Genomic DNA, 25272 nt, shown 5'->3' with positions numbered 1-25272 from the left:
GCGCCGCCGGAGATCAGCCTGAAAGACATCTTTGTGTCACTGCTGCCGTTCATCGCACTGCAATTGTGTGTGCTGGCCGCGCTGCTGATGTGGCCCGAGATGGCCATGTGGCTGGTCGATTGATTGACCTGAGAGGGCGGCCTTGGCCGCCCTTCGTCGTATCATGTGAAACCGTTATTTCTCCGTTGTCGACTCGATGAGGACTGCTGACATGAATGATGCCCAGCGCGCTGTGCTTGATGCTGCCATGAAGGAGATGCCGCTGGTGGCCATCCTGCGTGGTATTACGCCCGATGAGATCGAGCCGGTCTGTGGTGCTCTAGTGGACGCAGGCTTTCGCCTGATCGAGATTCCACTGAATTCACCGCAGCCCTGGGACAGCATCGAGCGTGCCGTTGCCTGTAGCCCTGAGAACGTGCTGATCGGCGCCGGTACCGTGCTGGAAGCGGACGACACGGCCAAGCTGGCGTCACTTGGCGCACCGCTGATGATCACGCCGAACACCGATCCTTCGCTGGTCACGCTGGGTGCTGAGCGGGGTCTTGCTCCGATGATCGGCTGCATGACGCCGACGGAAGCGCTGGCTGCCGCGCGCGCCGGTGCCGTTGCGCTCAAGCTGTTCCCCGCCGCACGTCTTGGGACGGGGTACTTGAAGGACATCAGCGCCATTCTGCCCAAGCACCTGCCGGTGCTGGCCGTCGGTGGTATCGAGCGTTCCAACATGGCGGAGTGGCATGCCGTGGGCGTGGCCGGGTTTGGTTTCGGCAGCAATCTGTACAAGCCAGGCCGCAGCGCGGACGAGGTCGGCAAGATCGCCCGTGAGCTGGTGGACGAATGGCAGAGCCTGGCCGGTAACGCCAGTGCAGGAGCCGGGGCATGAGCGAGCGCCTGATTGCGATTGATTGGGGAACCAGTAACTTCCGTGCCTTTCTGGTCGATCGGCAGAGCGGAGAGTGTCTGGAGAGCGTACGTTCCGATGCGGGGCTGCGCTCGCTGACGACAGCCGAATTCCCCCATTACTGTGAAGCCCAGGTGGGTGCCTGGCGTGAGGGCAGCAAGGTGCCGGTGTATCTGTCCGGTATGGTCGGATCGGCGCGGGGCTGGAGCGAAGCACCGCAGCTGGAGGTCCCCCGTTCGGCGCTGGATCTGGCCGACAATGTGGTGCCCGCGCCGGGGCTCGACAACGCCTGGATCGTGCCCGGTCTCAAGGTGGTGCGAGACGATCACGTGGATGTGATGCGGGGCGAGGAAATTCAGGCGTTTGGTGCCTTCGCCCTGAAAGGACTCAGTAGCGGTGTGTGCTGCCTGCCAGGCACCCACAGCAAGTGGGCCAGACTGGAAGGCGATCGCTTGGTGGATTTTTCGACCATGATGACCGGCGAGCTCTATCACGCCGTGCGCTTCCACACGCTGCCGGGAGAGCCGTCGAGAACGGCCGACAACAGCGGCGATGCCTTCGATGCTGACGGCTTTGCCCAAGGGTTGGCAGCAGCGGAACATCCCGCTGGGCTGATGCACGCGCTGTTCGAAGGCCGCAGCCGCCACCTGTACGCGGGCCTGCAGGCTTCTCAGGTGGGCAGTTTTCTCTCCGGGGTGTTGATTGGTGCTGAGGTGCTTGCCCAGCGCGAGCATCTGATCGAGCAGCAGGCCGGTGTCGTGCTGGTGGGGTCCTCGGGGCTCAACCCGCTGTATCGCCAGGCGCTGGAACGCCACGCTATCGCGGTGGATGAGGTAGACAGCGACAGCGCGACCCTGGCGGGATTGATCGCACTGGCGGAGCGTCATCGGCTGACGTAACGCGGGGGGAGTGGTGCTCGTCAGCTCCCCCGGTGCGATTGCCCTGATAAACTGCTCTGACGACCTGCTCTGACGACCTGCTCTGACGACCTGCCCTGACGAATTGCCCTGACGAATTGCCTTGGCGGATGACTATCGTCAGGAAAAGACCGGCTCCCATGGAGCCGGTCTTTTTGTTTCTAGTGGATGGCGACTGACGGATAGTCTTTGAGGGACCGCTGTAGACGGACAACTCTGTCGCTTAGCCGGCCATTGGGCGGCATAGTTCCAACGGCACCAACGAGAGGCAGAAGCTGGCAGCCCTTCAGGACGGACGGAACTCGCCGCGGTAGTCGGCGCGTGGGTCGGCGAAGGCTCCGTGGCCAATAAAGGTCATGCTGTTGAAGTCGAGGACGTAACGTAGTGCCAGACCTTTGTCCTCCAAGCCATAGACAAAGATTCGGTGATCATCCACGGGTGTTGCGAGATAGGCGCAGCTGGTGTCGCTTGGCTGCGATGTGGTGGGCGAGCCATGCAGGCGATGACGCATGCGCGTAGCGTTTTCGAAGACCACGCCCCAGGTCTTGCCGTCACAGCTGAACTCAAACGTCTTGCCTACCATCGGATCGGACATGGGATTCTCCTTGTTCGACGATCGACTGCGAGAGCCGAGGTAGTGGTGGACATATCAACGGGAAAAACGCCTCACAACCCCCTTGTCGGTGACAAAGCTGACGGTCGGTGACAAAGCTGACGGTCAGTGACAAAGCTGACGGTTAACGACATGGCTGACGATCAGCGTAGGGATGAGACGAAACATGACGACTAAGTGACAGAGTGTAAGGCGTTCATTACTGCTGCATTGGCGAGAAAGTATGCTCATGCAGGAAAGGGTAGGAGAAGTCAGCGTTTTCCACACCGCTGGTCATCTTTTTCAGCGCGCTGCATCCGGCGATGTCGCCAGTTCCGAGATAAAGCGGTCGATGATGGCGTCAGGGGTGCTCTCGATGTCGCAACGAATCGCTTCGTCGTCACCTGGCATCTCCAGCGTGGCCAGCTGGTTTCGCAGCATATGCTCACCAGCAAAGAAGTGCTGCCCGCGGCTGTTGAGGCGCGATAGCAGCAGTTCCTGACTGCCGTGAAGGTACAGGATCTTCAGGTCCGCGGCGCCGGCGCGCAGCAGGTCTCGGTACTGTCGCTTCAGGGCCGAGCAGCCGATCACCAGGGGCTGGCCGGTCTGACGATGTTCGCGATACAGGCCGGCCAGGGTGTCGAGCCAGCCCTGGCGATCTTCGTCGTTCAGTGGTTCGCCCCGGGACATCTTGGCGATGTTGTCGCGGCTGTGGTAGTCATCGCCGTCGATGAACTTGGCTCCCGTCCGCTCGGCCAGCAAACGCCCGATGTGGGATTTGCCTGAGCCCGAAACGCCCATGACGAGCATGCTCAGAGGGGGAGTGGACAGGCGAGGGCGAGAAGCTGTGTTCATGTAGAGGGGCGCGCCGATGTTCAGAAAGTGAAAGGCGATTCTAGCATTTCTGGCGCGCGTTTTCGCGGCAGCCTGACCCCGTGTTTTGCTAGCGATAGCCTGCCATCAACTCACGTATCAAGGGGCTGTCCGCATCTCGCAGGGTGGGCAGCTCGAAGCGCGCACGGGCGATGGCGGTGCGCGACAGTTCGGCGTGAATCAGCATTTCGCGATCCTCCGCCTCGGCCAAGGTGTCGCCGCGGGGCCCGAGAATCCGCGACCCTCCCCAGAAGTGACTGTCACCCTCTGCTCCGTATCGATTGGCCATCAATACCGGTGTGCCGTAGGTCATGGCGTAGAAACGCACATTCAGCACCCAGTTGTCTTCATTGGAGAAGTCCTCGGAGACGATGCCGGATGCGGAGTTGATCGGCGCGCAGAGGACGGCAGGCCGTGCCAGCAGGGCAGCGTGAACCAGCGCTGGGTTCCACAGGTCGGCGCAGATCATCGAGGTGGTGCTCCATCCCGGACGAACCGGAACTTCCGTCAGGCGGCTGCCGTGGCTGAACCACTTGCCTTCCTCAAGACCGCCATAGGTGGGCAGGTTGAGCTTGCGATGCACGGCGGCCACTCGACCGTCCTGTAAAATGGCCAGGGCATTGTAGATCTCACCGGGGCTGGCTTCCTCGACGAAGCCGACGATGACCTGCATGCCGGCGGCCGCCTTGGCCAGCTGGATCAGCCGTGGGTCCTCCGATGGCATGGCCACCTCCAGCACCCTTGGGCCCAGGCCGTAACCGGTCAATGAGAGTTCGGGAAAGACCAGCAATTCCACGCCACGACGGCGAGCGTCGTGGATCACGTCGAGGTGATGGGCGAGATTGGCCTCGACGTCACCGAGGCGCGTGTTGATCTGGGCGCAGGCGACCTGTAGCTGTTCCTGGTGCTGCTTGGCCTGATGCTGCATGGCTGGGATTCCTGAGGGTGGGGGCAGGGCGCCACAAGGTGCCGTAATTCGCTCGGCGGATCAACGTTCGTCACGACTATCGCTGTTGTCTCTGGAAAGCCCGGGCGTGGCGTCGCGGGGGGTATCGCTTTGCTGGGGCGGTTGCAGCTTGCGCTTGAGCAGGCGAAAGCCGATCCAGTGGATGACGCCCAGCCCGACGAGGACCGCGACGATAAGAAGATAGAAGCGAGTGTCCATGGAGGAGGCTCCGTGTGAGGCCCCGGACCGCCCGGGGCAAAAAGTGCCTGACAGCACCATCTTCTATACGTCAACACGACAGACGGCGAGGCGACCTGGGTCAAGTCCCGACGAGCTCAGGCACTTTTCGTGCAAGCCCTAGGCTCTGTCCGAAAAGTCGACGAGCGAAGGTGAGACAAGGCAAAAATCGGTGAGAAAGCGCAGTTTACGTGGTGTAAATGAGCATTTTGATCCGATTTTTAACGCCGTATTACCGAGCGCAGGCACTTTTCAGACAAGCCCTAGCGTCCTCCGGCGGGATCAATAAAGGTCCCCGTCACATAGGAGGCCGCGTCGGACAGCAGCCAGACGATGGCCTCGGCGACCTCTTCCGGTCGACCGGCACGCCCCAACGGACAGCCGGGCCCGAGTTCGGCCAGCCGCTCCGGTCGGCCTGCCCGGGCATGGATATCGGTCTCGATCAAGCCGGGGCGTACGGCATTGACGCGAATGCCACGGGGGCCCAGTTCCTTGCTCAAGCCGATGGTCAGTGTATCCAGTGCGCCCTTGCTGGCGGCGTAGTCGACGTACTCGTTGGGCGAACCCAGGCGCGAGGCCATGGAACTGACATTGACCAGGGCACCCTTGTCGACCAGCGCGCGCGCGGCTTCCCGGGCGACCAGCAGGGCGCCCAGCACATTGGTGTCGACCACCTGACGCAGGCGCTCCACTGCCATATCCGCCAGTGGCATGGAGGGCGCCACGATACCGGCGTTGTTGACCACCCCGGTGATCGGGCCCAGGCGTTGTCGCGTACTGGTGAACAGTGCCATCACCTGAGCCTCGTCGACCACGTCGGCCTTGACGGCCATGGCGCCGTCTTCACCGGTCAGTGCCTGACAGGCTTCCAGGGTGTCCCGGGCGGCGGCGTCATCGCTGCGATAGCTGAAGGCGACCCGCGCACCGGCACGGGCGCAGGCCAGGGCGGTGGCACGGCCGATACCGCGGGAGCCGCCGGTGATCAAGATGACGTCGGAGGGGGCGAAAGGCATGTCGAATCCTCGGGTAGCGATGTCGTCTGCCTATCCTTGGCACTTTTACTGCCCTTGTCACCTCCCGTCATGTTCGAGGCCTTGGACTCGCACGTTCAAGGTTGTCCCAGCACTCTCAACAACTCGCCGATGGGGCGTGTTTCCAGGGTGGCGACGACCTTCTCGATCTCGCTGGCACGGGCGCCCAGTACCGGGCTCGCCAGGGCCTGAAACTTGGCAGAGATCTCGTCATCGCTCAGCGGATTGTGGGGGTTGCCGCGGGCTTCCATGGCGGGGCTCTGGATACGGCGACCATCGCGTAGATACAGCGTGACGCTGGCCCAGCGCTCGGCCGGGAAGCGTGCGTTGTAGTCATCGCATTCGGTGATCGTCACCCGCCGTGACAGCGCCACCAGAGCATCGTCGCCGAGATCCCGACTGATGGCGGCGACGTCGATGGTGCCGCGATCGAGGGCGCAGGCCACCGACCAGGGCAGGCTGTACTGGGCCTGTTCGGTGGTGGTCGGGGCGATGGTGTGCAGGCGCCTGGCCTCGTGGAAGGTGGTGATCTCGATGCGTTCGATATTGTTCACCTGGCGTTCGGCGGCGGGTATGGCGAGTACCGCCTCCACCGCCGGCTGGGCCCAGCGGCACACCGGATAGGCCTTGAAGTACTGCTCCGACAGGTAGTCGCGTCGTCCCAGATCGCCCCATACCGCGGCGTGCTGCTCGGCACACAGGGTCACCGCCGGGGCGCCGGTGAAGCCGTCCTCGGCCAGCAGGGTGGCCGCGACGCCTGCCTGGGCGCCCCAGCCGGAGCCATCCTTGAGCATGGTCGGGTGATCGATGCAGCGCATCATCTGGCTACGCGGACCATAGAATTCGGCGATGCCGAGGGCGTGTTCCAGCTGGGCCGGGGCGAGGCCCTTGAGGCGCGCCGTCACCGCTGCCACGCCCAGCGCGTTCCAGGCCCCCGAGGTGTGATAGTCGGGACTCGAGGCGTGCAGCGCGATGCCGGCCCGGGTGGCGATCTCGTAGCCCATCGCCAGCAGGCCGAGAAAGGCCCTGCCGTTGACCTGCTCGATCTCGGGCAGCGCCAGCAATCCCGGCAGGATGGCGACGCCGGCGTGGCCCTTGGTCAGCACTTGGCCGTCGTGGGCGTCGAGTGCATCGATCAGCCAGGCGCCGTGCAAGGCGACGCCGGTGGCCGACGCCGTCGACGAGGAGAACAGCAAGGGGCGATCACCTGCGTGCTGCACCCTGACATAGCGGCGGGCGTGTTCGGCCAGGGCCGTGTCGGTGGCGCCGGCGGCGACGCCGAGAAGGTCCAGCAGGCAGCGCTTGGCATGGCGGCACTGAGCGTCATCTAGGTGGTCCAGAGGAGACGTGAGGATCCAGTGGATGACGTCCCGGGAAGTGCTCATGGGGAGGTCCTTTGTCGAACTGGGGGAGCCGCAGGGGGAGAGCGCTCACTGCACGCTGGTGAGGTAGGAACAAGGCCCCCGAACGGGGGCCTTGAAGGGTCACAGCAGGTCGTTGTCCTCGAGGAAGGATTCGGCGACGTCCTCGATGGTCTCGCGCTCGACGTCCACTCGGGCGTTGAGGCTGGCCATGGTGTCGTCGTCCAGCAGCGCTGAAAGCGCGTTCATCTGGTCGGCCAGCTCAGGGTTGGCGTCGAGGGTTTGCTGACGCACGACCGGGGTCAACGCGTAGGCAGGGAAGAAGCCCTGGTCGTCTTCCAGCACCTGGAAGTCAAAGGCGGGGATGCGGCCATCGGTAGCGAAGACCAGGCCAACGTCGACCTGGGCGTCACGCAGTGCCTGGTAGACCAGGCCGGAGTCCATGCGTTTCACGGCGTTACGAGCGACGCGAAAATCGTAGGCTTGCTGCAGCGGCCGCCAACCGTCTTCGCGGGCATAGAACTCGGCGTTCATGGCAAAGCTCAGTTCCTGACCGTCGTTGATCGCATTGGCCAGCTCGGACAGGCTGGTGATACCCGTTTCTTCCACGCTGTCTGCGCGCATGGCCAGGGCATAGGTATTGTTGGCGGCGGAGGGCTCCAGCCACACCAGCCCCTTCTCGGCGTCCAGCGACTTGACGCGCTGATAGGTTTCCTCAGCGCTGAGAGATTCGGTCACATCGTTGTAGTTGATCAGCGAGGTGCCGGTGTATTCCCAGTAAAGGTCCACCTGGCCGTTTTCCTGCGCCTGGCGCAGCACGGCTGAGCCCATGCCTGCGCGCTTGTCGACGTCATAGCCCAGTCCGTCCAGGTACTGGGTGGTCATGCTGGCCAGCAGCTGTTGCTCGGTAAAGTTCTTGCCGCCAACCACCACGTCGTTGGCGCTCACGGCGGCACTCGTGGAGACGAGGGCCAGGCCAGTCAGTGCGGTCATCAATGTCTTCATGCTGCATGCTCCAGTTGAGGTCTTGTGAGGGGAGTCAATGGGGGACAAGGGACGACGCTGCATCAAGCGCGCGCCGGATTGACGCCGCGTGGCACGATCACGAAGGCGATCCCCGCTATCAAGGCATCCACCACAATGGCCAGCATGGCCGTGGGAATGGCGCCAGACAGCATCATGATCGGATCGTACAGATCGATGCCGGTGAAGATCAGCTCGCCCAGGCCGCCTGCACCGATCAGAAAGGCCAGGGGCACGGTGCCAACGTTGATCGTCAGGGCGGTTCTGATACCCGCAAAGATCACGTACAGGGCATTGGGCAGCTCGACCTTGAACAGGCGCTGGACCGGCGACATGCCAATACCGGCAGCGGCTTCCTTCAGGGCCGGGGAAACGCCCTTGAGTCCGGCATAGGTGTTGCGCGTGATCGGCAGCAGGGTGGCCACGAACAGGCCAAACACCGCGGGTACGGTACCAATGCCAAGAAAGCTCATGGACAGCGCCAGCACCGCCAGGGTGGGAATGGTCGTGCCGACGTTGAGGACCTGCATCAATGACTCGGCGGCACGACTCATGCTCGGGCGTGATAGCCAGATGCCCAGCGGAATGGCGACCAGAATCGCGAGGCCCCCCGAGAGGAACGTCAACCACAGGTGCTGGGCTGCCAGGTACTGGACGTCCGGCAAGTACCACAGAAAGTCATCGATGGCGCCGCTGGACTGGGCCCAGACGCCGAGCAGGAAGACAAGGATCAGGCCGAGTATGATGCCGGCGCTGGTCAGGCTACGAATCAGCATCCACTCACTCCTTTGGCTCTGCGGTTACTGTTTCGCGCTGCTTGGTGCGAAAGCGTGCGCCCAGGTGGTGGGTCATGGCCCGTTGGGTGATCTGGCCACACACGCGTCCTTCTTCATCGACGCAGGGCAACCAGGTAATGTCCTGGGCAAACATCAGTGAAGCCACCTTGCGCAGGTCATCATCCAGGCTGACCGTGGCAGGCACGTTCTGGAAGTGATCGCGGCAATAGCCCTTGGTGGTTCTGGCCAGGGAGCGGCTGATCAAGCCGACCGGCTGGCGCTTGTCGTTGATCATCAGAATGGAGTTCTGGTAGCCGAAGTCATCGATGCGCTCCAGCGCTGTGGACAGCGTATCTTCCGGCTTCACCGTGCCGATCTCGTCGCTGACCACCTCGGACACCTTGACCAGGTTGAGTCGTTTCAGCGCGCGGTCTTCCCCCAGGAAGGATTCGACGAAGGCATTCTTGGGCGCGGCCAGCAGGTCATCCGGGGTGGAGTACTGCACCAGCTTGCCCTCGCGGAAGACGGCGACGCGATCGCCCATCTTGATGGCTTCGTCGATATCGTGGCTGACGAACATGATGGTCTTGTTGAGTTCCTGCTGCATTTTAAGGAACTCATCCTGAATCACCGCACGATTGATCGGATCGATGGCGCCGAAGGGTTCGTCCATCAGCATGACCGGGGGATCTGCTGCCAGCGCACGGGCAACGCCGATTCGCTGTTGCTGGCCGCCAGACAGTTCAGAAGGAAAGCGCTTGAGGAAGGCATCCGGCTCCAGCGCGATCATGTGCATCAGCTCCCGCGCACGCTCCTTGTAGCGGCTCTTGTCCCAACCCAGAAGCTTGGGTACCACCGCGATGTTCTCTTCGATGGTCATGTTGGGAAACAGACCGATCTGCTGGATCACGTAGCCGATGTTGCGGCGCAGGTCCTGGGTGTTCATGTTGGTGGTATCGTCACCGTTGATGAAGACCCTGCCGGAGGAGGGTTTCACGATCCGGTTGATCATCTTCAGGGTGGTGGTCTTGCCGCACCCGGACGGACCCAGGAGGATGCAGATTTCGCCGGTGGGAACCTCCATGTTGATGTGGTCAGCGGCGACGACGGCGCCCTTGGGCGTATCGAAGACCTTGGTCAGATTTTCCAGACGAATCATCAGAAAGTCCTTGTGGCTAGTCGGCAGACGCGGGCGATGGGTCATTCAACATGCTGGTTGGATGACGGTGCCCGCTCTTTTTATTGGGGAATCAGGTTGTGGGGGACATCAGGCAGCGCTGGCGGCGCCTTCCATACCCTTGGGCGTAAAGCGCTTCTGGATCGCCAGCAGGCCATAGTCGACGATGATGGCCAGCAGGCTGACCGCAATGGAGCCAATGATCAGCTGGCGCGGGTCGGACTGGGAGATCCCTCGACTGATAAAGGTGCCAAGCCCTCCTGCACCGATATAGGCAGCAATCGCCATGACGCCGATGTTAAGGACGACGGCGGTGCGAACTCCCGCCATGATCACCGGCACCGCCAGCGGTATCTCGACCATTCGCAGACGCTGACGGTGGCTCATGCCGATGCCGCGGGCAGCCTCGCGCAGGGCTGGGTCGACGTTATTGATGGCGGTATAGGTGTTGCGAATGATCGGAAGCTGGGAGTAGAGCAGTACGGCGATCACGGCCGGCAGATAGCCGATCCCCTGACCGATCAGCGACAGCACCGGAATCATGATGCCAAAGAGCGCAATGGAGGGGATGGTGACAATGATGGACGCAGCATAGAGCACCGCTTGTGCGACCCTCTCGTTGCGGGTGATCGCGATGCCAATAGGAACGCCGGTCAGGGTGGCGATGCCTACGGCCACACCCACCAAAGAGATATGCTCAAGCGTTCTGGATAGCAGCAAGTCGGCGTTCGCTATCGCGTATTGAATCAATTCCAAGGCAGTTGCTCCTGTTGAGCCGCGCAGCGTCGGTCACGTCGCGCTGTAAGAGGGCGGCGTGCTTTCAGCCCACGGGCAGTCAACTCGCCCGCTCAGGGCGAGGGCCTTCGTTCACTGGCCGTTGATTGGGCACAAGCTTAGCAGAATGCTCTATCTATTTGGTTTGATCATGAATGACGATATGCAATGAAGGGAATTGATGGATCTGATGCATGTCTTGCTGCACAGGTCGTACAAGATGGCTAAGCGTCATTGTTTTAGTGAATGAGAATGATTGTGTTTTTGTATTCATCTGCGTCGATCATGTCGAGATCCTGGCGGCTATCGGGTCAATAGCGTGGTATAGAGCGGCTCGGCTCTTCACATCGGGTTTATACAGGACTAAAATGGTCCCCAATCGAAGCAGGGGCTGAACTCTGCACCGACGAAGAGGGGAGCTCCCCGAGGAGAGGCGAATGCTGAAGCTGTCTCGCATGACAGACTATGCGGCAGTGGTAATGGCGCAGATTGCGCGCCATCCGCGCGAGCCGCACGCCGCGGGAGAGCTCGCCGACGCGGTGCAGCTGCCTCACCCTACGGTGAGCAAGACGCTGAAGATGCTGGTGAAAGCGGGGCTGCTGGTGTCGCGCAGAGGGGCCCAGGGAGGCTACCAACTGGCTCGTGCCGCCTCCGAGATCACGGTGAGCGACATCATTTCTGCCATTGAAGGCCCCGTCGCCGTCACCGAATGCAGCCATGCCGAGGGCGACTGCGATCTGGCATCAACCTGCGGCGTAGCCGACAACTGGCAGCGGGTGTCGCTGGCCATACGCGAGCTTCTGGACAGTATCACCTTGGCGCATCTGGCAGACAGCTCTCCGCTGAAAATGCCGGTTCGCCTGCCGATTCAAAGCGTTAGCCTGGCGGCGGAAGCCTGACCAGCGTCTCATCGACTTCATTACCCTGGGCGGGTGACGCCCGCCGACCGAACCGTCCGGGAGGGGACACATCATGGCAAGTCAGGAAATGGAACAGCTCGTCCGTCGCGAATATAAAGAAGGATTCGTGACCGACATCGAGAGCGACACGATCCCGCCGGGACTCGACGAAGATACCATCGCGTTCATCTCCAACAAGAAGGGTGAGCCGGCATGGATGCTGGAATGGCGGCTGGATGCCTATCGTCAGTGGTTGAAGATGACGCCCCCGTCCTGGGCACATCTGGACTATCCGCCGATCGACTATCAGGCGATTTCCTACTTCAGTGCCCCGAAGCGTGAAGAAGACAAGCCCCAGAGCCTCGATGAAGTCGACCCCAAGCTGCTCGAGACCTACGAGAAGCTGGGTATCCCGCTGCATGAGCGTGCCGCACTGGCCGGGGTGGCGGTCGATGCCGTCTTTGACTCCGTGTCCGTGACCACCACGTTCAAGGACAAGCTGGCCGAAGCGGGCGTGATCTTCTGTTCCATCTCCGAGGCGATTCGCGACTATCCAGAGCTGGTAAAGCAGTATCTGGGTACCGTCGTGCCCACCAGCGACAACTACTTCGCGGCGCTGAACTCGGCAGTGTTCACCGACGGCTCCTTCGTGTTCGTGCCGGAGGGCGTGACCTGTCCGATGGAGCTGTCCACCTACTTCCGTATCAACGCCGCCAACACCGGCCAGTTCGAGCGCACCCTGATCGTGTGCGAGAAGAAGGCGCAGGTGTCCTACCTGGAAGGCTGCACGGCGCCGATGCGCGACGAAAATCAGCTGCACGCCGCAGTGGTCGAGCTGGTGGCTCTTGAAGACGCCAGCATCAAGTACTCCACCGTGCAGAACTGGTACCCGGGCGACGAAGATGGCAAGGGCGGCATCTACAACTTCGTCACCAAGCGCGGTGATTGCCGCGGTGATCGCTCGCACATCAGCTGGACCCAGGTGGAAACTGGCTCGGCCATTACCTGGAAGTATCCGTCCTGCGTGCTGCGCGGCAAGGACTCCATCGGCGAGTTCTATTCCGTGGCGGTGACCAACGGTCGCCAGCAGGCCGATACCGGTACCAAGATGATTCACCTGGGCGAGGGCAGCAAGTCCACCATCGTCTCCAAGGGTATCTCTGCCGGCCGCTCCAACCAGTCCTACCGCGGTCTGGTCAAGGTGGGGCCGCGGGCCAAGGGTGCGCGTAACTTCACGCAGTGTGACTCGCTGCTGATCGGCGACACCTGTGGCGCCCATACCTTCCCCTACCAGGAAATCGGTAATTCCACGGCGACCGTGGAACACGAGGCCACGACCTCCAAGATTGGTGAAGACCAGCTGTTCTACTGCCAGAGCCGCGGCATCTCCGAAGAAGACGCGGTCAACATGATCGTCAACGGCTTCTGCAAGGATGTGTTCCAGGAGCTGCCGATGGAATTCGCCGTCGAGGCAGAAGCACTGCTCAACGTGACTCTGGAAGGTGCGGTGGGCTGATCGCCCGCGCCCTCCGCCAACCCTGTTAGTTACACCCCGTCGCCTGGAGCGGCGGGCACTGCAAAGGTGTCAACATGCTCGAAGTCAAGGATCTCCACGTCACCGTCGAGGGCTCTGAAATCCTCAAGGGTCTGACTCTGTCCATCCAGCCCGGTGAAGTGCACGCCATCATGGGCCCCAACGGCGCAGGCAAGTCCACCCTGTCTGCGGTGATTGCAGGCAAGGATGGCTATGAGGTGACCGCCGGAACGATCACCTTCGAAGGCCGCGATGTGCTCGAGATGGAGATCGAGGAGCGTGCTCAGGCGGGCCTGCTGCTCGGTTTCCAGTACCCGGTGGAGATTCCGGGAGTCAAGAACATCTACCTGCTCAAGGCAGCGCTGAATGCTCAGCGTGAAGCCCGTGGAGAAGGCGAGATTCCCGCGCCCGAGTTCATGAAGCTGATCAAGGAAAAGGTGTCCTTCATGAAGATGGACAACAGCTTCCTGCAGCGCGCGGTAAATGAAGGCTTCTCCGGTGGCGAGAAGAAGCGCAACGAGATCCTGCAGATGCTGGTATTGCAGCCGAAGCTGGCGATGCTGGATGAAATCGACTCCGGTCTCGATATTGATGCTATGAAGGTGGTGGCCGAAGGCGTCAACTCGCTGCGCAGCGAAGATCGCGGCATCCTGCTGGTGACCCACTACCAGCGCCTGCTGGACTACATCGTGCCGGATCATGTGCACGTGCTGGTCGATGGTCGTATCGTCAAGAGCGGTAATGCCGACCTGGCGCGTGAACTCGAAAGCCGTGGCTACGACTGGGTCGTAGAGGAGTCTGCTGCATGAACCAGACAGCAAGCCAGGGAGCAAGTGAGGTCCAGCGCTTTCTGGATCGTCTGAGCGAGCGCAGCGCACGTCGCAGCGGCGAGCCGACCTGGATCGCCGCGCGGCGCCAGGCGGGCGCTGCCCGCTTCGAAGCGATGGGGTTTCCCGATCGCCGCGTCGAAGAGTGGAAGTACACCGACGTTCGTGCCATCAGTCGCGGTGACTTCCAGCTGGCAGAGGATGCGGAGTTTTCGCCTGCCAGCGCAGCGGCGCTGACGCTGCCAATGGATGCTCATCGACTGACCTTCGTTGATGGTGTCTTTTCCAGTGCCTTGTCGGACCTGACCGAACTGCCCGGCGGTGTTCAGGTGCAGCCGCTGTCCCAGGCGCTCGAGGAGAACCATGAAGCTGTCGGCGGTCCCCTAGGGCGGCTGACAGGCGTGGAGTTCTCGGCCTTTTCCGCGCTGAATACCGCGTTCTTCGAGGAAGGTGCGCTGGTGCGTCTGGCGCCGGGTACGGTGGTGGAAAAACCCATCGTGCTGCAGTTCCTGTCCCGGGCCAACCAGGCGGCGGTGATGAGCCATCCGCGCATCCTCATCGAAGCGGCCAGTCGCAGCCAGGCCACCGTGATCGAGCATCACGTGGGTGAAGAGGGCGCTGCCAACTTCACCAACCTGGTGGAAGAAGTGATGCTGGATCGTGGCGCCCACCTGACCCATTACAAGTTGGTGGAGTCGCCGGAGCAGGACCTGCACGTGGCCAGCATCCACGTCGAGCAGTGTCGCGATGCCCAGTTCACCTCCTTCAACCTGACGCTGGGTGGTGGTCTGGTGCGCAACGACCTGATCAGTGACCTCAATGGCCAGGGTGCGGAAGTCACCTTCAATGGGCTGTTCTATGGTCAGAATCGTCAGCATGTGGACAACCACACGCTGGCCAACCATAACGCACCCCACACCTTCTCCCACGAGAACTACAAGGGCATCCTCGACGACCGTGCGCATGGCGTGTTCAACGGCAAGGTGATCGTCAAGCGCGACAGCCAGAAGATCGAGGCGGATCAGAGTAACGCCAACCTGCTGCTGTCCGATCGCGCCCAGATCGACACCAAGCCTGAGCTGGAAATCTACGCGGATGACGTCAAGTGCTCCCACGGCGCGACGACCGGCCAGTTGGATGAAGAGGCCGTGTTCGCCCTGCGTACCCGTGGTTTGGACCAGGCGACCGCGCGAGGCCTGCTGACCCTGGCCTTCGCCGGTGAAGTCATGGATCAGGTCGACCTGGATGCCGTGGCGGAGCGGGTCGAGCTGACCGTCGCCGGCAAGCTGCCCGAGCGCTTCCATCTGGCTGGTCTGGTCGAGGCTGCCGTCGCCCTCAACGAGGACTGAGCATGACCCACTTCAGCGATCTGTTGCTCGATGTGGCCCGTGTCCGCAGTGACTTCCCGATCCTTGATCGGGAGGTTCACGGCAAGCCACTGGTGTATCTGGACAATGCGGCGACCAGCCAGACGCCGCGGCAGGTGATCGAGACCTTTGATCACTACTATCGCCAGATCAACGCCAATATCCATCGGGGCTTGCACACCCTGGCGGACGAGGCGACTGCCGCCTATGAAGGCAGCCGAGAAACGGTCCGAGCCTTCATCAATGCGCCCAGCACGCGTCAGGTGGTGTTCACTCGCGGCACGACCGAGGCGATCAACCTGGTTGCCCAGAGCTGGGGTCGGGCGAACCTGGGACCTGGTGATGAAGTGCTGGTGTCCCAGCTCGAGCACCACTCCAACATCGTGCCCTGGCAGCTGCTGTCTGCCGAAAAAGGTTTCACCATCAAGGTGATTCCGGTCGATGAGCGTGGTGTGCTCGACCAGCAGGCGTATCAGGACCTGATCGGTGAGCGCACGCGACTAGTGGCGGTCAATCACGTGTCCAACGCGTTGGGGACGGTCAACCCCGTCGCCGACATGGCGCGCGTGGCCCATGACCACGGTGCCTTGATTCTGGTGGATGGCGCTCAGGCGGCACCGCACCAGCCCATCGACGTTCAGGCGATCGACGCTGACTTCTACGCGTTTTCCGGGCATAAGGTGTACGGGCCAACCGGTGCGGGTGTGCTCTATGGCCGTGAGTCGTTGCTTGAAACCATGCCACCCTGGCAGGGCGGTGGTGAGATGATCGCTACCGTATCCTTCGACGCCCCGACCACCTTTGCAGCGATACCCCACAAGTTCGAAGCGGGGACTCCCGCGATTGCCGAGGTCATTGCCCTTGGCAAGGCGATCGAGTGGGTCAACGGCATTGGTCTTGAGCACATTGGTGCCTGGGAGCAGCGCTTGCTGGAGCATGCCACCCTCAGTGTGGGGGCCATTGACGGTCTGCGCATCCTGGGGACGGCCCCTGACAAGGCCGGAGTGCTGTCCTTTGTGGTGGACGGTGTGCATAGCCAGGATATCGGCCTGCTGATCGATCAGTTGGGTGTCGCCATTCGCACCGGGCACCATTGTGCGCAGCCGTTGCTGGCGCAGTTTGGTGTCGATGCGACCTGTCGCGCCTCCTTCGCTGCCTACAACACCCCCGAAGAGATCGATGTGCTGGTCGAGAGCCTGGATCGCGTCATCAGCATGTTGCGTTGACAGGGTCATGGACCTGGGTGCGTCGCGCGGCCCAGGTCCATCGACCGGAGTGACTGGCATCGCCAGCTAAGGATGTGCATGAGCGAGTACGATCAGATTGCTCAATTGAGCAAGGGGCAGCAGTTGCCGCTGCAGCGAGACGTGGACGTCATCTCGATCCCCTTCGGCAAGACAGTGATGCTCAGCGAAGACAGCGTTGTCTCGGTGATGCAGGCCAAGGGCAGCACGGTCAGTGTCGCCTATGAAGGGCGTCTGTATCTCATTGAAGGCGCCAACCTCGATGCGGTAGGGCTCGAGTCATTGCCGCGACCGACCCTGGATCCCGCGGCGGATGATGACGCCATCGAGGCCTTCGTGTGGGAGCAGCTGCGTACCTGCTTCGACCCTGAAATCCCGGTCAATATTGTGGATCTTGGGTTGGTCTATGGTTGCCGCATAGAGCGGCTGATCAGCGGTGAGCGAATCGTGACCATTCGCATGACGCTGACCGCGCCCGGCTGTGGCATGGGTGACGTGATTGCTGCGGATGCGCGCAACAAGATTCTGGGGGCGCCTCAGATCTCGAAAGTGCATACCGAGATTGTGTTCGATCCCCCCTGGAGTCGTGAGATGATGACCGACGAAGCCAAGCTCGAACTTGGCATGTTCTGATCTTCGCCCCAGCGCTGGATCGGATCCGGGCTCCCGCTGTTACTTGGAACTGCCATGCGCGATTCGCTGCTGAGCATCTTTCGTCGTCTATTGCTGGTGCTTGGCAGCCTGGCACTGCTGCTGGCGCTGGCCTTCGTGGCGGCCAACGCCTGGATGGTCATGTCCACCCGCCAGCGGATCGCCCCCAGCCTGACAGAGTGTCGTCCCCATCAAGTCGGAATTGTCTTCGGCACGTCCCACTGGACCCGTAGCGGTGCGCGAAATCCTCATTTCGAGGGGCGGATGATTGCAGCGGCCCGGTTGATGAATGACGGGGTCTTGCGGCACCTGCTGGTATCGGGTGACAACTCGACGCGCTATTACAATGAGCCGGTGACGATGTGGCGAGACCTCAAGGAACGGGGTGTCCGTGAGGTGGACATGACGCTGGATTACGCCGGATTCAGCACCTTCGACACGCTGGCCCGAGCGCGTGACGTGTTCGAGGTCAAGCGCGCGCTGCTGATTACCCAGGACTGGCACCTGCCGCGAGCGCTGTTTATCGGCGATGCGCTGGGGCTTGAGGTGGCGGGGTGTCCCGCACCGGAGAGAGAAAATACCTGGTGGCTCATTCTCAGGGAGTGGGTGGCTCGGGTGGCAACCTTGGGTGACCTCTACCTGTGGGATCGGGAGCCTCGTTTTCTGGGCCCCCTGGAGCCGCTGAGTATCGTTCCCCCGGAAGCGTCACCCGATGCTCGAGATCTCCACGACATCATCGAGGATGCGCTGGAAGTCGGGATATCAGACGAGGAAGTGCCGGCACTGCTCAGCGAGCCGGCAGACACGTCTGGCGTCGATTCTCGCCGAACGTCTTCTGCCAGTTCCTACGCTGACGCTCATGTCGACCCCGTCGACCAGGCCGAGGAGTCAGCGCCAGCTGGGCGCTAAGATACGCGCTGGTGCATGACGGGACATCCGCCATGGGGGACAAGCGCTGAGCGATCAGCGCTTGCCCGGACGAGAGCCTGCGCGGTTGGGCTTGCGTCCAGTCTGACGGCGTGGGGTTGTCGACTTCTGCAGGTCGTAGAGCTCGCGAATCAGTGCGCGACAACCTTTCCAGATGCTGTCCAGCACCGGCTCGATGGGGGCCGGCAGGGGATGGGTGAACAGCGTCGACAGGGACTGCATGAGCACGCGCTCCTGCTCCAGCAGTTCGTTGATCAGGACCTGAGAATCGTTGCCGACAAAGCTCTTGAGGCGACTCCATAACCACATGTAGTCGTCGCGTTCCACGTCGGCATCGCGAGGCAGAAGATCCAGGTGTTCGCGGGCCAGGCTCTGTAGCTCGCGCATGGTCTTCTTACGCGTCTCGAAATGGGGCTCCAGCGCGTCGCGCAGCGACGGCCGCAGGCGCTCGAGGTTGTCCTGGAAATAGTCAATGCTGTCTGCCAGGGCTTCCAGCAGGCTGTCCATCGCCACCTGGCGATTATCGAGAAACATGCGCGTCACCTCCTCCGGTGACGCAAATTGTGGGGCTCTGACACGAGTTTTGCCACCCCTAATCTGTCAAATATTTATGATTCTTGCCGCGCTGCGCAATTGACTGCGACCTTCGTCTATCTTTGTAAGATATAGCGTCGACTATTTGCGGAAATGTCGCCTTTAGGGACGGCGAAGTCGGGCGAAATAGGTAGCCTGGGCGTCCTCGCGTGATCAAGGTGATCATGCTTTCGGCTACCCGGGATCTGGGAAGCGGATAACACAAGGGCGACCGCTGATGCGGTCGCCCTTGTGGTGCGCGGCGTTCAGGTCGTCATCGGCGTGACGTCCTCAGCCTTTCGGTTTGGCGGGTGCCCGTGTCCTCGGTCGTGCGGTGGCGCTCTTCTCGAGGTGTTCAATGACCAGGCCGGCGATGTCCTTGCCGGTTGCCGTCTCGATGCCTTGCAGGCCCGGAGAGGAGTTCACCTCCATGACCACGGGACCGTGGTTGGACCGCAGCAGATCTACCCCAGCGACGCGCAGGCCCATGGACTTGGCAGCACGGATCGCGGTGGAACGCTCTTCCGGTGTGATGCGGATGACGCTGGCACTGCCGCCACGGTGCAGGTTGGAACGGAACTCACCTTCGGCGGCCTGACGCTTCATGGCCGCCACCACCTTGTCGCCGATCACAAAGCAGCGGATGTCGGCGCCCCTGGCTTCCTTGATGTACTCCTGCACCATGATATTGGCCTTCATTCCCATGAAGGCCTGAATCACCGATTCAGCGGCCTGGTTGGTCTCCGCCAGGACCACACCAATTCCCTGGGTTCCTTCCAGCAGCTTGATGACCAGTGGAGCGCCCTTGACCATGGTGATCAGGTCGGGAATGTCGTCTGGCGAGTGGGCAAAGCCAGTCACCGGCAGGCCGATCCCCTTGCGGGACAACAGCTGCAACGAGCGTAGCTTGTCGCGTGAGCGAGTGATCCCGACGCTGTCGTTGAGAACGGTGACGTTCATCATCTCGAACTGTCGCAGGACCGCACATCCATAAAAGGTGACCGACGAGCCGATCCGGGGGATGACGGCGTCGAAGGGCTCCAGCTCTTCCCCCTTGTAATGAATGGAGGGGTGGTGCGAGGCGATGCTCATGTAGCAGCGCAGGGTATCCACGACGCGTGCTGTGTGGCCGCGCTGTTCGGCGGCTTCCACCAGACGACGGGTGGAGTAGAGATTGCGATTGCGGGACAGCAGTGCGATGTGCATGTGCGAGTCTCCAGAGCTGGGGCGGTGGAACCGTCAGGGTTCGCCGTGAAGGAAAGTGGCACCCGGTGCCACCAGCAGGCGGCGAAGGGCACGGCGTCCCAGAAGCATGGGGTGGCGCATATTGCGCCTGTCGGTCAGCGACAGCTCGACGGGAAACTCCAGGTCCCCCATCTGCATGCGTGTGCGCACGAAGTAGCGCCACTCAGCGTGACCATTGGAGCTGGTGACCTTGCGCCTGTCATGCAAGTGCATGCGGTATTGATGCGCCGGGCTATCAGGCCCGCCCGCGCGACTGACGAAGCTGACCCACAGAATATCGTCTTCCTCGAAGGACTCGATGTCCTCGGCATGCAAGGCGGATGTGCGTGCGCCGGTATCCACCTTGGCACACAGATGCAGGTGCAGGTCCGGCAGGATCACCATCTCGCGACGACCGACAACCGCTTGTGCCTGAAAGGGCAGGTCCTTCATATCGTCTCCTTGTAGGGGTAACCCGAACACACCAGTGGGCAGCTCAATGACCCTGGCGTCCCTTGACGATTGCCAGGCGGCTGGCAGTCGCTGAGCCCTCAGGTGCCTGGCGCAGGGTCATCAGCACCGGCAGGCGTAGCCGCGGGATCTGTGCCAGGTCCCTGGCGAGTGCCATAAAGTCAGCTTCCTCGTTGGCTGCCAGTCGCTCGAGAAAGCGGGGCAGGCGTTCGGCGTCCTCTAGATGTTGCCATCCGCGTGCGGCCATGGCCGCCAGCGCATCGGGACCGCAGGCATGACGGTCGGCCAGTAGTTGATCGAACCAGTCGGCAGCAACGCGACGGGAACCTCCACCGACGGCCCTGATGCAGGCGCAGTAGGTCTCGATATCGCCGTCACGGGCAGCTTGCTCGCCCCGTTGCCGCAGGCTGTCTGCCACGGCCTCATCAATGGCGACATGTTCCAGACAGTAGCATAGCGATGTCAGTACTTCGCTGTGCAGCTGCGGGATTGCATGGCGCAGTTGACGCTCGGTGTCGGTGGACAGTCGCACCACGTAGTCGGCAAGGCCTTGCAGTCCCAGTGCCTGCCAATCATGGCCGGCCTGTCCGGCGAAGAAGGCCTCGACGGGCTCGAGGTGTTCGCTGGCGGGGCGCTCGAGCTCGGCGCTGGCGCGGGCGTGCAAGACTGCCTGGAAAGCCAGTGACGGCGTGAAGGCCAGCGGATTGTCCTTCATCAGGTTGTCAATCTCGTCCTCGGCCGATGCCTCTAGCTGCTCGGCGCTTCGCCCCAGGGTCGATAGCAGGCGCTCCAGAAAAGCATCCCGTTGAGCCGCATCCAACAAGCCTTGCTCATCCAGCGGAAGGGCCAGAAACCAGATCAGTGGGTCCTGCATGTCGCCAAGGCGGAAGACCATGGCCAGCCTGGCCTTGCCTTGCCAGGGTTCTGGCCAGGGCACATCGCCGGCCTCGAAGTCAGCCAGGGTGTCCAGCGAGCAAGGATGTACGCGACGCCCCATATGGTAAAGATGCACGTCGGCACCGGTGAGGCGGAAGAAGTCGTGAAGAGAGTGGATCGCTTGCATGGTCGCTCCGGAAGATCAGCGTGCACTCTATCGTGCAGCGGCAGGTCTGTCAGCCGTCTGACCGCTAAATTTACCGCTATGGAATACGTGGTGGCACGATTCGCTGGCGATTTTTTGACCAGGTGCCGCTAAAGGCCGCCAGTAGCGCGCTGTGCCAGTCTGTTCAGCGGTTATCCACAGGGACATGCAGGGCTTCTGTGCATGAAAGCGTCGCTGGTCCCTGTGGGTGTCATGCCTGTTGCTGTCGCTGTTGATCGTGATAGCGATGGGGCTGCTCTTGCCGCCTAACCACTGCTGCCCGAGGCCCCATCAGGTGTCTCTTCACGTTTAGCTCCGCCGCTGTGATGTCCCAGATCCATGCTGTAGGCAGGACCGACCAGGCGATAGGCGTTGCCAGGAGGGCTGTTGTCTCCTGGTCATAGCCGCGAGCTATGGCTGCTAGGCAGCTTTTCCACTGCGTCTGCTATCTAAATGGAATATAATGGGGGTCGTTTATTCCAAATTATGCTGAGGCGAGGGTGGGCCGTTGGTTGAAATTGTTCAGGTTGCCTCCAACTGTCTCTCCCTTTGCTGTCCATTACTGTCTTGAAGGAGTCGTCCATGGTTCGCCAACTGGCCGCATCTCTCGCTATCGCTGGTGCTCTCGGTCTCGCCAGCAATGCCTACGCTGATCCGCTCAAGGTGGGCATGTCGGGTGGTTATTTCCCCTTCACCTTTGTCGAACAGGACACCCTGAAGGGATTCGAGGTCGACGTCATGGAGGCGGTGGCCGACGAAATGGGCGTTGAGGTTGAGTTTGTCACTGCCAATTTCTCAGGCCTCTTTGGCATGCTGGAGTCGGGCCGTATCGACACCATCGCCAACCAGATCACCATCACTGAGGAGCGCGAACAGAAGTATCTGTTCACGTCGCCCTATGTCTACGATGGCGCCCAGGTGGTTACCCGGGAAGGTAATGACGAGGTGACCGGTGTCGAGGACCTGGCAGGCAAGACGGTCGCCGTCAACCTGGGGTCCAATTACGAGCAGCTGTTGCGTGAGCTCCCTTTCGCTGACGAGGTGGACATTCGCACCTACGAAAGCAATATCGAGCAGGACACCGCGCTCGGGCGTGTTGATGCCTTTGTCATGGACCGCGTCAGTGCGACCCAGGTGATCAAGGAGAAACCGCTGCCGTTGGCCCTCGCCGGCAAGCCGTTTTCCGAGATTCGCAATGCGCTTCCCTTCCGCCAGGAAGACGAGGCACTGCGGGATCAGGTGGATCAGGCGCTCGAGACCCTGCGTGACAATGGCACTCTGGGCGAGATTTCACAGCGCTGGTTTGATGCCGACATCACCACGCCCTGAGTGAGGGTGGCCAGCACATGAAGCTCCTCGATCTCGATTACATGCTTGGGCTGGTGCCCATTCTGTTGAGCTATCTGCCGCTGACGCTAGGCATGGCATTGGCTGGAATGGTGCTGGCCCTGGCCCTTGCCAGTCTGCTGGCGGTGGTTCGGGTCCTCAAGATACCGGTGCTCAATGGATTGACGCTGTGGTTTATCTCGTTCTTTCGAGGTACGCCGCTGCTGGTGCAGCTTTTCCTGTTCTATTACGGGCTGCCCCAAGCGCTGTCCTTTCTAACCGCTATTGATGGCATTACCGCGACCATCATGGGGCTGACCCTGCATTTTTCCGCGTATATGGCAGAGTCCATACGTGCCGCCATTGTCGGCGTCGACCGCAGCCAGACCGAAGCCGCGCTGTCGATAGGCATGACCAATGGACAGCTGATGCGTCGGATCGTGTTGCCCCAGGCAACTCGCATCGCCGTGCCGACGTTGATGAACTATTTCATCGACATGATCAAGGCGACCTCGCTGGCGTTTACCCTCGGCGTTACCGAGCTGATGGGAGCCACCCAGAAAGAGGCGGCGGGCAGTTTTCTCTACTTCGAAGCCTTTATCACCGTCGCGCTGATTTATTGGGCCATCGTGGAGGCGCTGGCGTGGCTGCAGCGACGTCTCGAATACCGACTCAATGAGGCCTATCGGCGATGATCAAGATAGAACAGCTAAGCAAGCGCTTCGGTGATACGCGAGTGCTTGATGGCATCGACCTGAACATCGAGCAGGGCGAGATTATCGTGGTCATCGGGCCGTCCGGTACCGGCAAGTCGACCTTGCTGCGATGCCTCAACTTTCTTGAGCGGCCTGATGGCGGACGCCTTACCCTGGGCTCGCTGAGCCTGGACCTGGCATCTGCCAGCAAGTCCTCCATCCTGGAAGTTCGACGCAGGACTGCCTTCGTCTTTCAGAACTACGCGCTGTTCGCCAACAAGACTGCCCTGGAGAACATCGCGGAGGGCTTGATTGTCGTCAACCGCTGGCCCAAGGCCAAGGCCCACGCCCGTGCCCGCGAGATTCTCGAGCGCATCGGCATGGCGGACAAGGCGGATGCCTATCCGGCATCGCTTTCTGGAGGGCAGCAGCAGCGCGTGGGTATTGGCCGTGCCATGGCCGCCCAGGCAGAGGTCATTCTGTTCGATGAACCGACCTCGTCACTGGACCCTGAATGGGTAGATGAAGTGCTCGCACTGATGAAGCAGCTGGCCCGGGAGCGACAGACCATGCTGGTGGTGACCCACGAGATGGCATTCGCGAGGGACGTGGCCGATCGTGTGGTGTTCATGGAAGGTGGGCGCATTATCGAGCAGGGGCCACCCTCGGTGCTGTTTACATCGCCCCAGGATCCGCGGACCCGCGATTTTCTACGCAAGGTGCTGCCTGCGGATGACGCACTCTCGCCCGGCTAGGGCGGGTCGGTCCGTTGGCTTCAGAGCCCCATCCTTATTCATTTTTAACGACAGGGAGGCTGCATGCCGACCGAACCCACTGTACATGATGATCTTGCCGCAGCCCTGAGGGAGCTTCAGGCCACCATGAAGGCCGCCAACATGTGGCGCATGGACAAGCCTGAGCCGGCGGCATTCAACAGTCAGCAGCCGTTTTGTATCGACACCATGTCACTGCCCCAATGGCTGCGCTTTGTGTTCATTGCACGCCTTGAGGTGCTGGTAGATCAACAGGCAGCGCTGCCCGCCAGCTGTGATGTCGCTCCTGCGGTAGATGCCTATCTGATTCAGGAAGGGGCCAGCGCTCAGGATCGCGTGTTGCTGCGCAAGGTGGTGGAAGACATTGACCGTTTGATCACCGAGAACTGAGACCGCACCAGCCTCGGCAGAGCGCGTATCGCCGGTGCGCACCGTGATGCGGATACTGTTCTAGATAGTGTTTTAGGTAGTGGTCTAGAGAGTGTGCAGTAGGTCAGCCGACGCTGTCATGAACACTCACGCGAAGATGATAAGGAGCGTAACGTGCCCTGGTACTTTGCCTACGGCAGTAACATGAACCTTGCACGGGTCGACGCCCGTATCGGAGAAACGCGACGCGTGCTGCCTGCGACCCTTGAGGAATACGCACTGCGTTTCAACAAGGCCTCGAAAGTACCGGGGATCGCCCACGCCAATGTGGTGCCCGCCGCTGGCAAGCGCGTTGAAGGGGCCCTGTTCGAGCTGATGGTGCCTGAGCAGATCGCGTCCATGGATCCCTTCGAAGGCTATCCCCATGAATACACGCGCCAGCGCTTGCCACTGCAGACCGCCGAGGGGGTGATCGATGCCTGGGTGTATATCGCCAGCGCCGAGCGCCAGGGGGAGGGGCTCAAGCCCGCCCGCGAGTACCTCGAGCACCTGCTGGCCGGTCGTGACTTCCTGAGCGAGGGCTACCACCAGGCGCTGGCAGCGGTGGAGGCCGTCGAGCACCTCGATGATGCCACCCTGGGGAGGTTGGGACTTTCTCGCCACCATCCACGCTAGAGCCGCTGCCTCGCTCGAGCCTCACCCAGGC

Annotated in this window: 28 protein-coding genes; 14 read left to right on the top strand and 14 right to left on the bottom strand. The window is 61.6% G+C overall.

Annotated elements, in window-relative coordinates; genetic code table 11:
• Positions 1-211: 211 nt before the first annotated feature.
• Positions 212-880: a 2-dehydro-3-deoxy-6-phosphogalactonate aldolase gene (locus tag KUV45_RS17900; protein ID WP_222163679.1), complete on the top strand. Its 669-nt coding sequence runs from the start codon at positions 212-214 to the stop codon at positions 878-880.
• Positions 877-1797 (top strand): 2-dehydro-3-deoxygalactonokinase, encoded by a 921-nt coding sequence (locus tag KUV45_RS17895; RefSeq protein WP_222163678.1) that lies wholly within the window; start codon positions 877-879, stop codon positions 1795-1797. Before KUV45_RS17900 ends, KUV45_RS17895 begins: the two co-directional genes overlap by 4 nt.
• 304 nt (positions 1798-2101) lie before the next feature.
• Here the strand turns inward: KUV45_RS17895 and KUV45_RS17890 are convergent, their stop codons facing one another.
• From KUV45_RS17890 to KUV45_RS17845, 10 genes are all read right to left on the bottom strand, one after another.
• Positions 2102-2410, bottom strand: coding sequence for a hypothetical protein (locus tag KUV45_RS17890; RefSeq protein ID WP_206943606.1), 309 nt, complete (start codon positions 2408-2410; stop codon positions 2102-2104).
• Positions 2411-2710: 300 nt separating this feature from the next.
• Positions 2711-3262, bottom strand: coding sequence for a gluconokinase (locus KUV45_RS17885; protein WP_206943604.1), 552 nt, complete (start codon positions 3260-3262; stop codon positions 2711-2713).
• Positions 3263-3350: 88 nt separating this feature from the next.
• Positions 3351-4208 (bottom strand): nitrilase-related carbon-nitrogen hydrolase, encoded by an 858-nt coding sequence (locus tag KUV45_RS17880; protein ID WP_206943603.1) that lies wholly within the window; start codon positions 4206-4208, stop codon positions 3351-3353.
• 60 nt (positions 4209-4268) lie between these two features.
• Positions 4269-4445 carry a hypothetical protein gene (locus KUV45_RS17875; protein ID WP_222163677.1) on the bottom strand — a complete coding sequence of 59 codons (177 nt, stop codon included), beginning with the start codon at positions 4443-4445 and terminating at the stop codon, positions 4269-4271.
• A 281-nt stretch (positions 4446-4726) separates the two neighbouring features.
• Positions 4727-5476 (bottom strand): SDR family oxidoreductase, encoded by a 750-nt coding sequence (locus tag KUV45_RS17870; protein WP_222163676.1) that lies wholly within the window; start codon positions 5474-5476, stop codon positions 4727-4729.
• 95 nt (positions 5477-5571) lie between these two features.
• Positions 5572-6879: an MmgE/PrpD family protein gene (locus KUV45_RS17865; protein ID WP_222163675.1), complete on the bottom strand. Its 1308-nt coding sequence runs from the start codon at positions 6877-6879 to the stop codon at positions 5572-5574.
• A gap of 99 nt (positions 6880-6978) precedes the next feature.
• Positions 6979-7860 (bottom strand): glycine betaine ABC transporter substrate-binding protein, encoded by an 882-nt coding sequence (locus KUV45_RS17860; protein WP_222163674.1) that lies wholly within the window; start codon positions 7858-7860, stop codon positions 6979-6981.
• Positions 7861-7922: 62 nt separating this feature from the next.
• Positions 7923-8654, bottom strand: coding sequence for an ABC transporter permease (locus KUV45_RS17855; protein WP_206943593.1), 732 nt, complete (start codon positions 8652-8654; stop codon positions 7923-7925).
• 4 nt (positions 8655-8658) lie between these two features.
• Complete coding sequence (locus KUV45_RS17850; protein ID WP_222163673.1) at positions 8659-9813, bottom strand: ABC transporter ATP-binding protein; 1155 nt, start codon at positions 9811-9813, stop codon at positions 8659-8661.
• 108 nt (positions 9814-9921) lie between these two features.
• Positions 9922-10587 (bottom strand): ABC transporter permease, encoded by a 666-nt coding sequence (locus KUV45_RS17845; protein ID WP_206943589.1) that lies wholly within the window; start codon positions 10585-10587, stop codon positions 9922-9924.
• A gap of 455 nt (positions 10588-11042) precedes the next feature.
• On the opposite strand from KUV45_RS17845, the gene KUV45_RS17840 reads away from it, so the two are divergent.
• The 7 genes from KUV45_RS17840 to KUV45_RS17810 all read left to right on the top strand — a co-directional run bounded on the left by KUV45_RS17840 (position 11043) and on the right by KUV45_RS17810 (position 18036).
• Positions 11043-11504 carry an SUF system Fe-S cluster assembly regulator gene (locus KUV45_RS17840; RefSeq protein ID WP_206943587.1) on the top strand — a complete coding sequence of 154 codons (462 nt, stop codon included), beginning with the start codon at positions 11043-11045 and terminating at the stop codon, positions 11502-11504.
• 73 nt (positions 11505-11577) lie between these two features.
• The gene (sufB, locus tag KUV45_RS17835; RefSeq protein WP_206943584.1) at positions 11578-13020 is read left to right on the top strand and encodes a Fe-S cluster assembly protein SufB; all 1443 of its coding nucleotides are present in this window, start codon (positions 11578-11580) and stop codon (positions 13018-13020) included.
• A gap of 74 nt (positions 13021-13094) precedes the next feature.
• A complete protein-coding gene (gene sufC, locus KUV45_RS17830) occupies positions 13095-13847 on the top strand; it encodes a Fe-S cluster assembly ATPase SufC (protein ID WP_206943582.1) in 753 nt (250 codons plus the stop codon).
• A complete protein-coding gene (gene sufD, locus KUV45_RS17825; protein WP_222163672.1) occupies positions 13844-15214 on the top strand; it encodes a Fe-S cluster assembly protein SufD in 1371 nt (456 codons plus the stop codon). The genes sufC and sufD overlap by 4 nt, the downstream gene beginning before the upstream one ends.
• A 2-nt stretch (positions 15215-15216) precedes the next feature.
• Positions 15217-16458, top strand: a complete 1242-nt coding sequence (locus KUV45_RS17820) for a cysteine desulfurase (RefSeq protein WP_206943578.1) — start codon at positions 15217-15219, stop codon at positions 16456-16458.
• A gap of 78 nt (positions 16459-16536) precedes the next feature.
• On the top strand, positions 16537-17109 hold the full coding sequence (sufT, locus tag KUV45_RS17815; RefSeq protein ID WP_222163671.1) for a putative Fe-S cluster assembly protein SufT: 573 nt from the start codon (positions 16537-16539) through the stop codon (positions 17107-17109).
• A gap of 54 nt (positions 17110-17163) precedes the next feature.
• Positions 17164-18036 carry a vancomycin high temperature exclusion protein gene (locus KUV45_RS17810; RefSeq protein ID WP_222163670.1) on the top strand — a complete coding sequence of 291 codons (873 nt, stop codon included), beginning with the start codon at positions 17164-17166 and terminating at the stop codon, positions 18034-18036.
• Between the two features lie 54 nt (positions 18037-18090).
• Here the strand turns inward: KUV45_RS17810 and KUV45_RS17805 are convergent, their stop codons facing one another.
• The 4 genes from KUV45_RS17805 to KUV45_RS17790 all read right to left on the bottom strand — a co-directional run bounded on the left by KUV45_RS17805 (position 18091) and on the right by KUV45_RS17790 (position 21385).
• Positions 18091-18588, bottom strand: coding sequence for a hypothetical protein (locus tag KUV45_RS17805; RefSeq protein ID WP_206943572.1), 498 nt, complete (start codon positions 18586-18588; stop codon positions 18091-18093).
• Positions 18589-18918: 330 nt separating this feature from the next.
• The gene (rimK, locus tag KUV45_RS17800) at positions 18919-19833 is read right to left on the bottom strand and encodes a 30S ribosomal protein S6--L-glutamate ligase (protein ID WP_206943570.1); all 915 of its coding nucleotides are present in this window, start codon (positions 19831-19833) and stop codon (positions 18919-18921) included.
• A gap of 33 nt (positions 19834-19866) precedes the next feature.
• Positions 19867-20304 (bottom strand): ATP-dependent zinc protease, encoded by a 438-nt coding sequence (locus KUV45_RS17795; RefSeq protein ID WP_206943569.1) that lies wholly within the window; start codon positions 20302-20304, stop codon positions 19867-19869.
• Between the two features lie 43 nt (positions 20305-20347).
• Positions 20348-21385 (bottom strand): DUF3549 family protein, encoded by a 1038-nt coding sequence (locus KUV45_RS17790; RefSeq protein ID WP_206943568.1) that lies wholly within the window; start codon positions 21383-21385, stop codon positions 20348-20350.
• 600 nt (positions 21386-21985) lie between these two features.
• Between KUV45_RS17790 and KUV45_RS17785 the strand changes: the two genes are divergently transcribed.
• From KUV45_RS17785 to KUV45_RS17765, 5 genes are all read left to right on the top strand, one after another.
• Complete coding sequence (locus tag KUV45_RS17785) at positions 21986-22732, top strand: amino acid ABC transporter substrate-binding protein (RefSeq protein ID WP_206943567.1); 747 nt, start codon at positions 21986-21988, stop codon at positions 22730-22732.
• Positions 22733-22749: 17 nt separating this feature from the next.
• A complete protein-coding gene (locus KUV45_RS17780; protein WP_206943566.1) occupies positions 22750-23424 on the top strand; it encodes an amino acid ABC transporter permease in 675 nt (224 codons plus the stop codon).
• Positions 23421-24179, top strand: a complete 759-nt coding sequence (locus KUV45_RS17775; RefSeq protein ID WP_222163669.1) for an amino acid ABC transporter ATP-binding protein — start codon at positions 23421-23423, stop codon at positions 24177-24179. The genes KUV45_RS17780 and KUV45_RS17775 overlap by 4 nt, the downstream gene beginning before the upstream one ends.
• Before the next feature lie 63 nt (positions 24180-24242).
• Entirely contained in the window at positions 24243-24587 is a 345-nt protein-coding gene (locus KUV45_RS17770; protein ID WP_222163668.1) for a YqcC family protein, read from the top strand.
• Between the two features lie 153 nt (positions 24588-24740).
• A complete protein-coding gene (locus KUV45_RS17765; RefSeq protein WP_222163667.1) occupies positions 24741-25241 on the top strand; it encodes a gamma-glutamylcyclotransferase family protein in 501 nt (166 codons plus the stop codon).
• The last annotated feature ends 31 nt before the right edge of the window (positions 25242-25272 follow it).

Source organism: Halomonas sp. DP3Y7-2 (assembly GCF_019800795.1).
Taxonomy (GTDB): Bacteria; Pseudomonadota; Gammaproteobacteria; order Pseudomonadales; family Halomonadaceae; genus Halomonas; species Halomonas litopenaei_A.
This window is presented reverse-complemented; position numbering and strand designations above follow the sequence as displayed.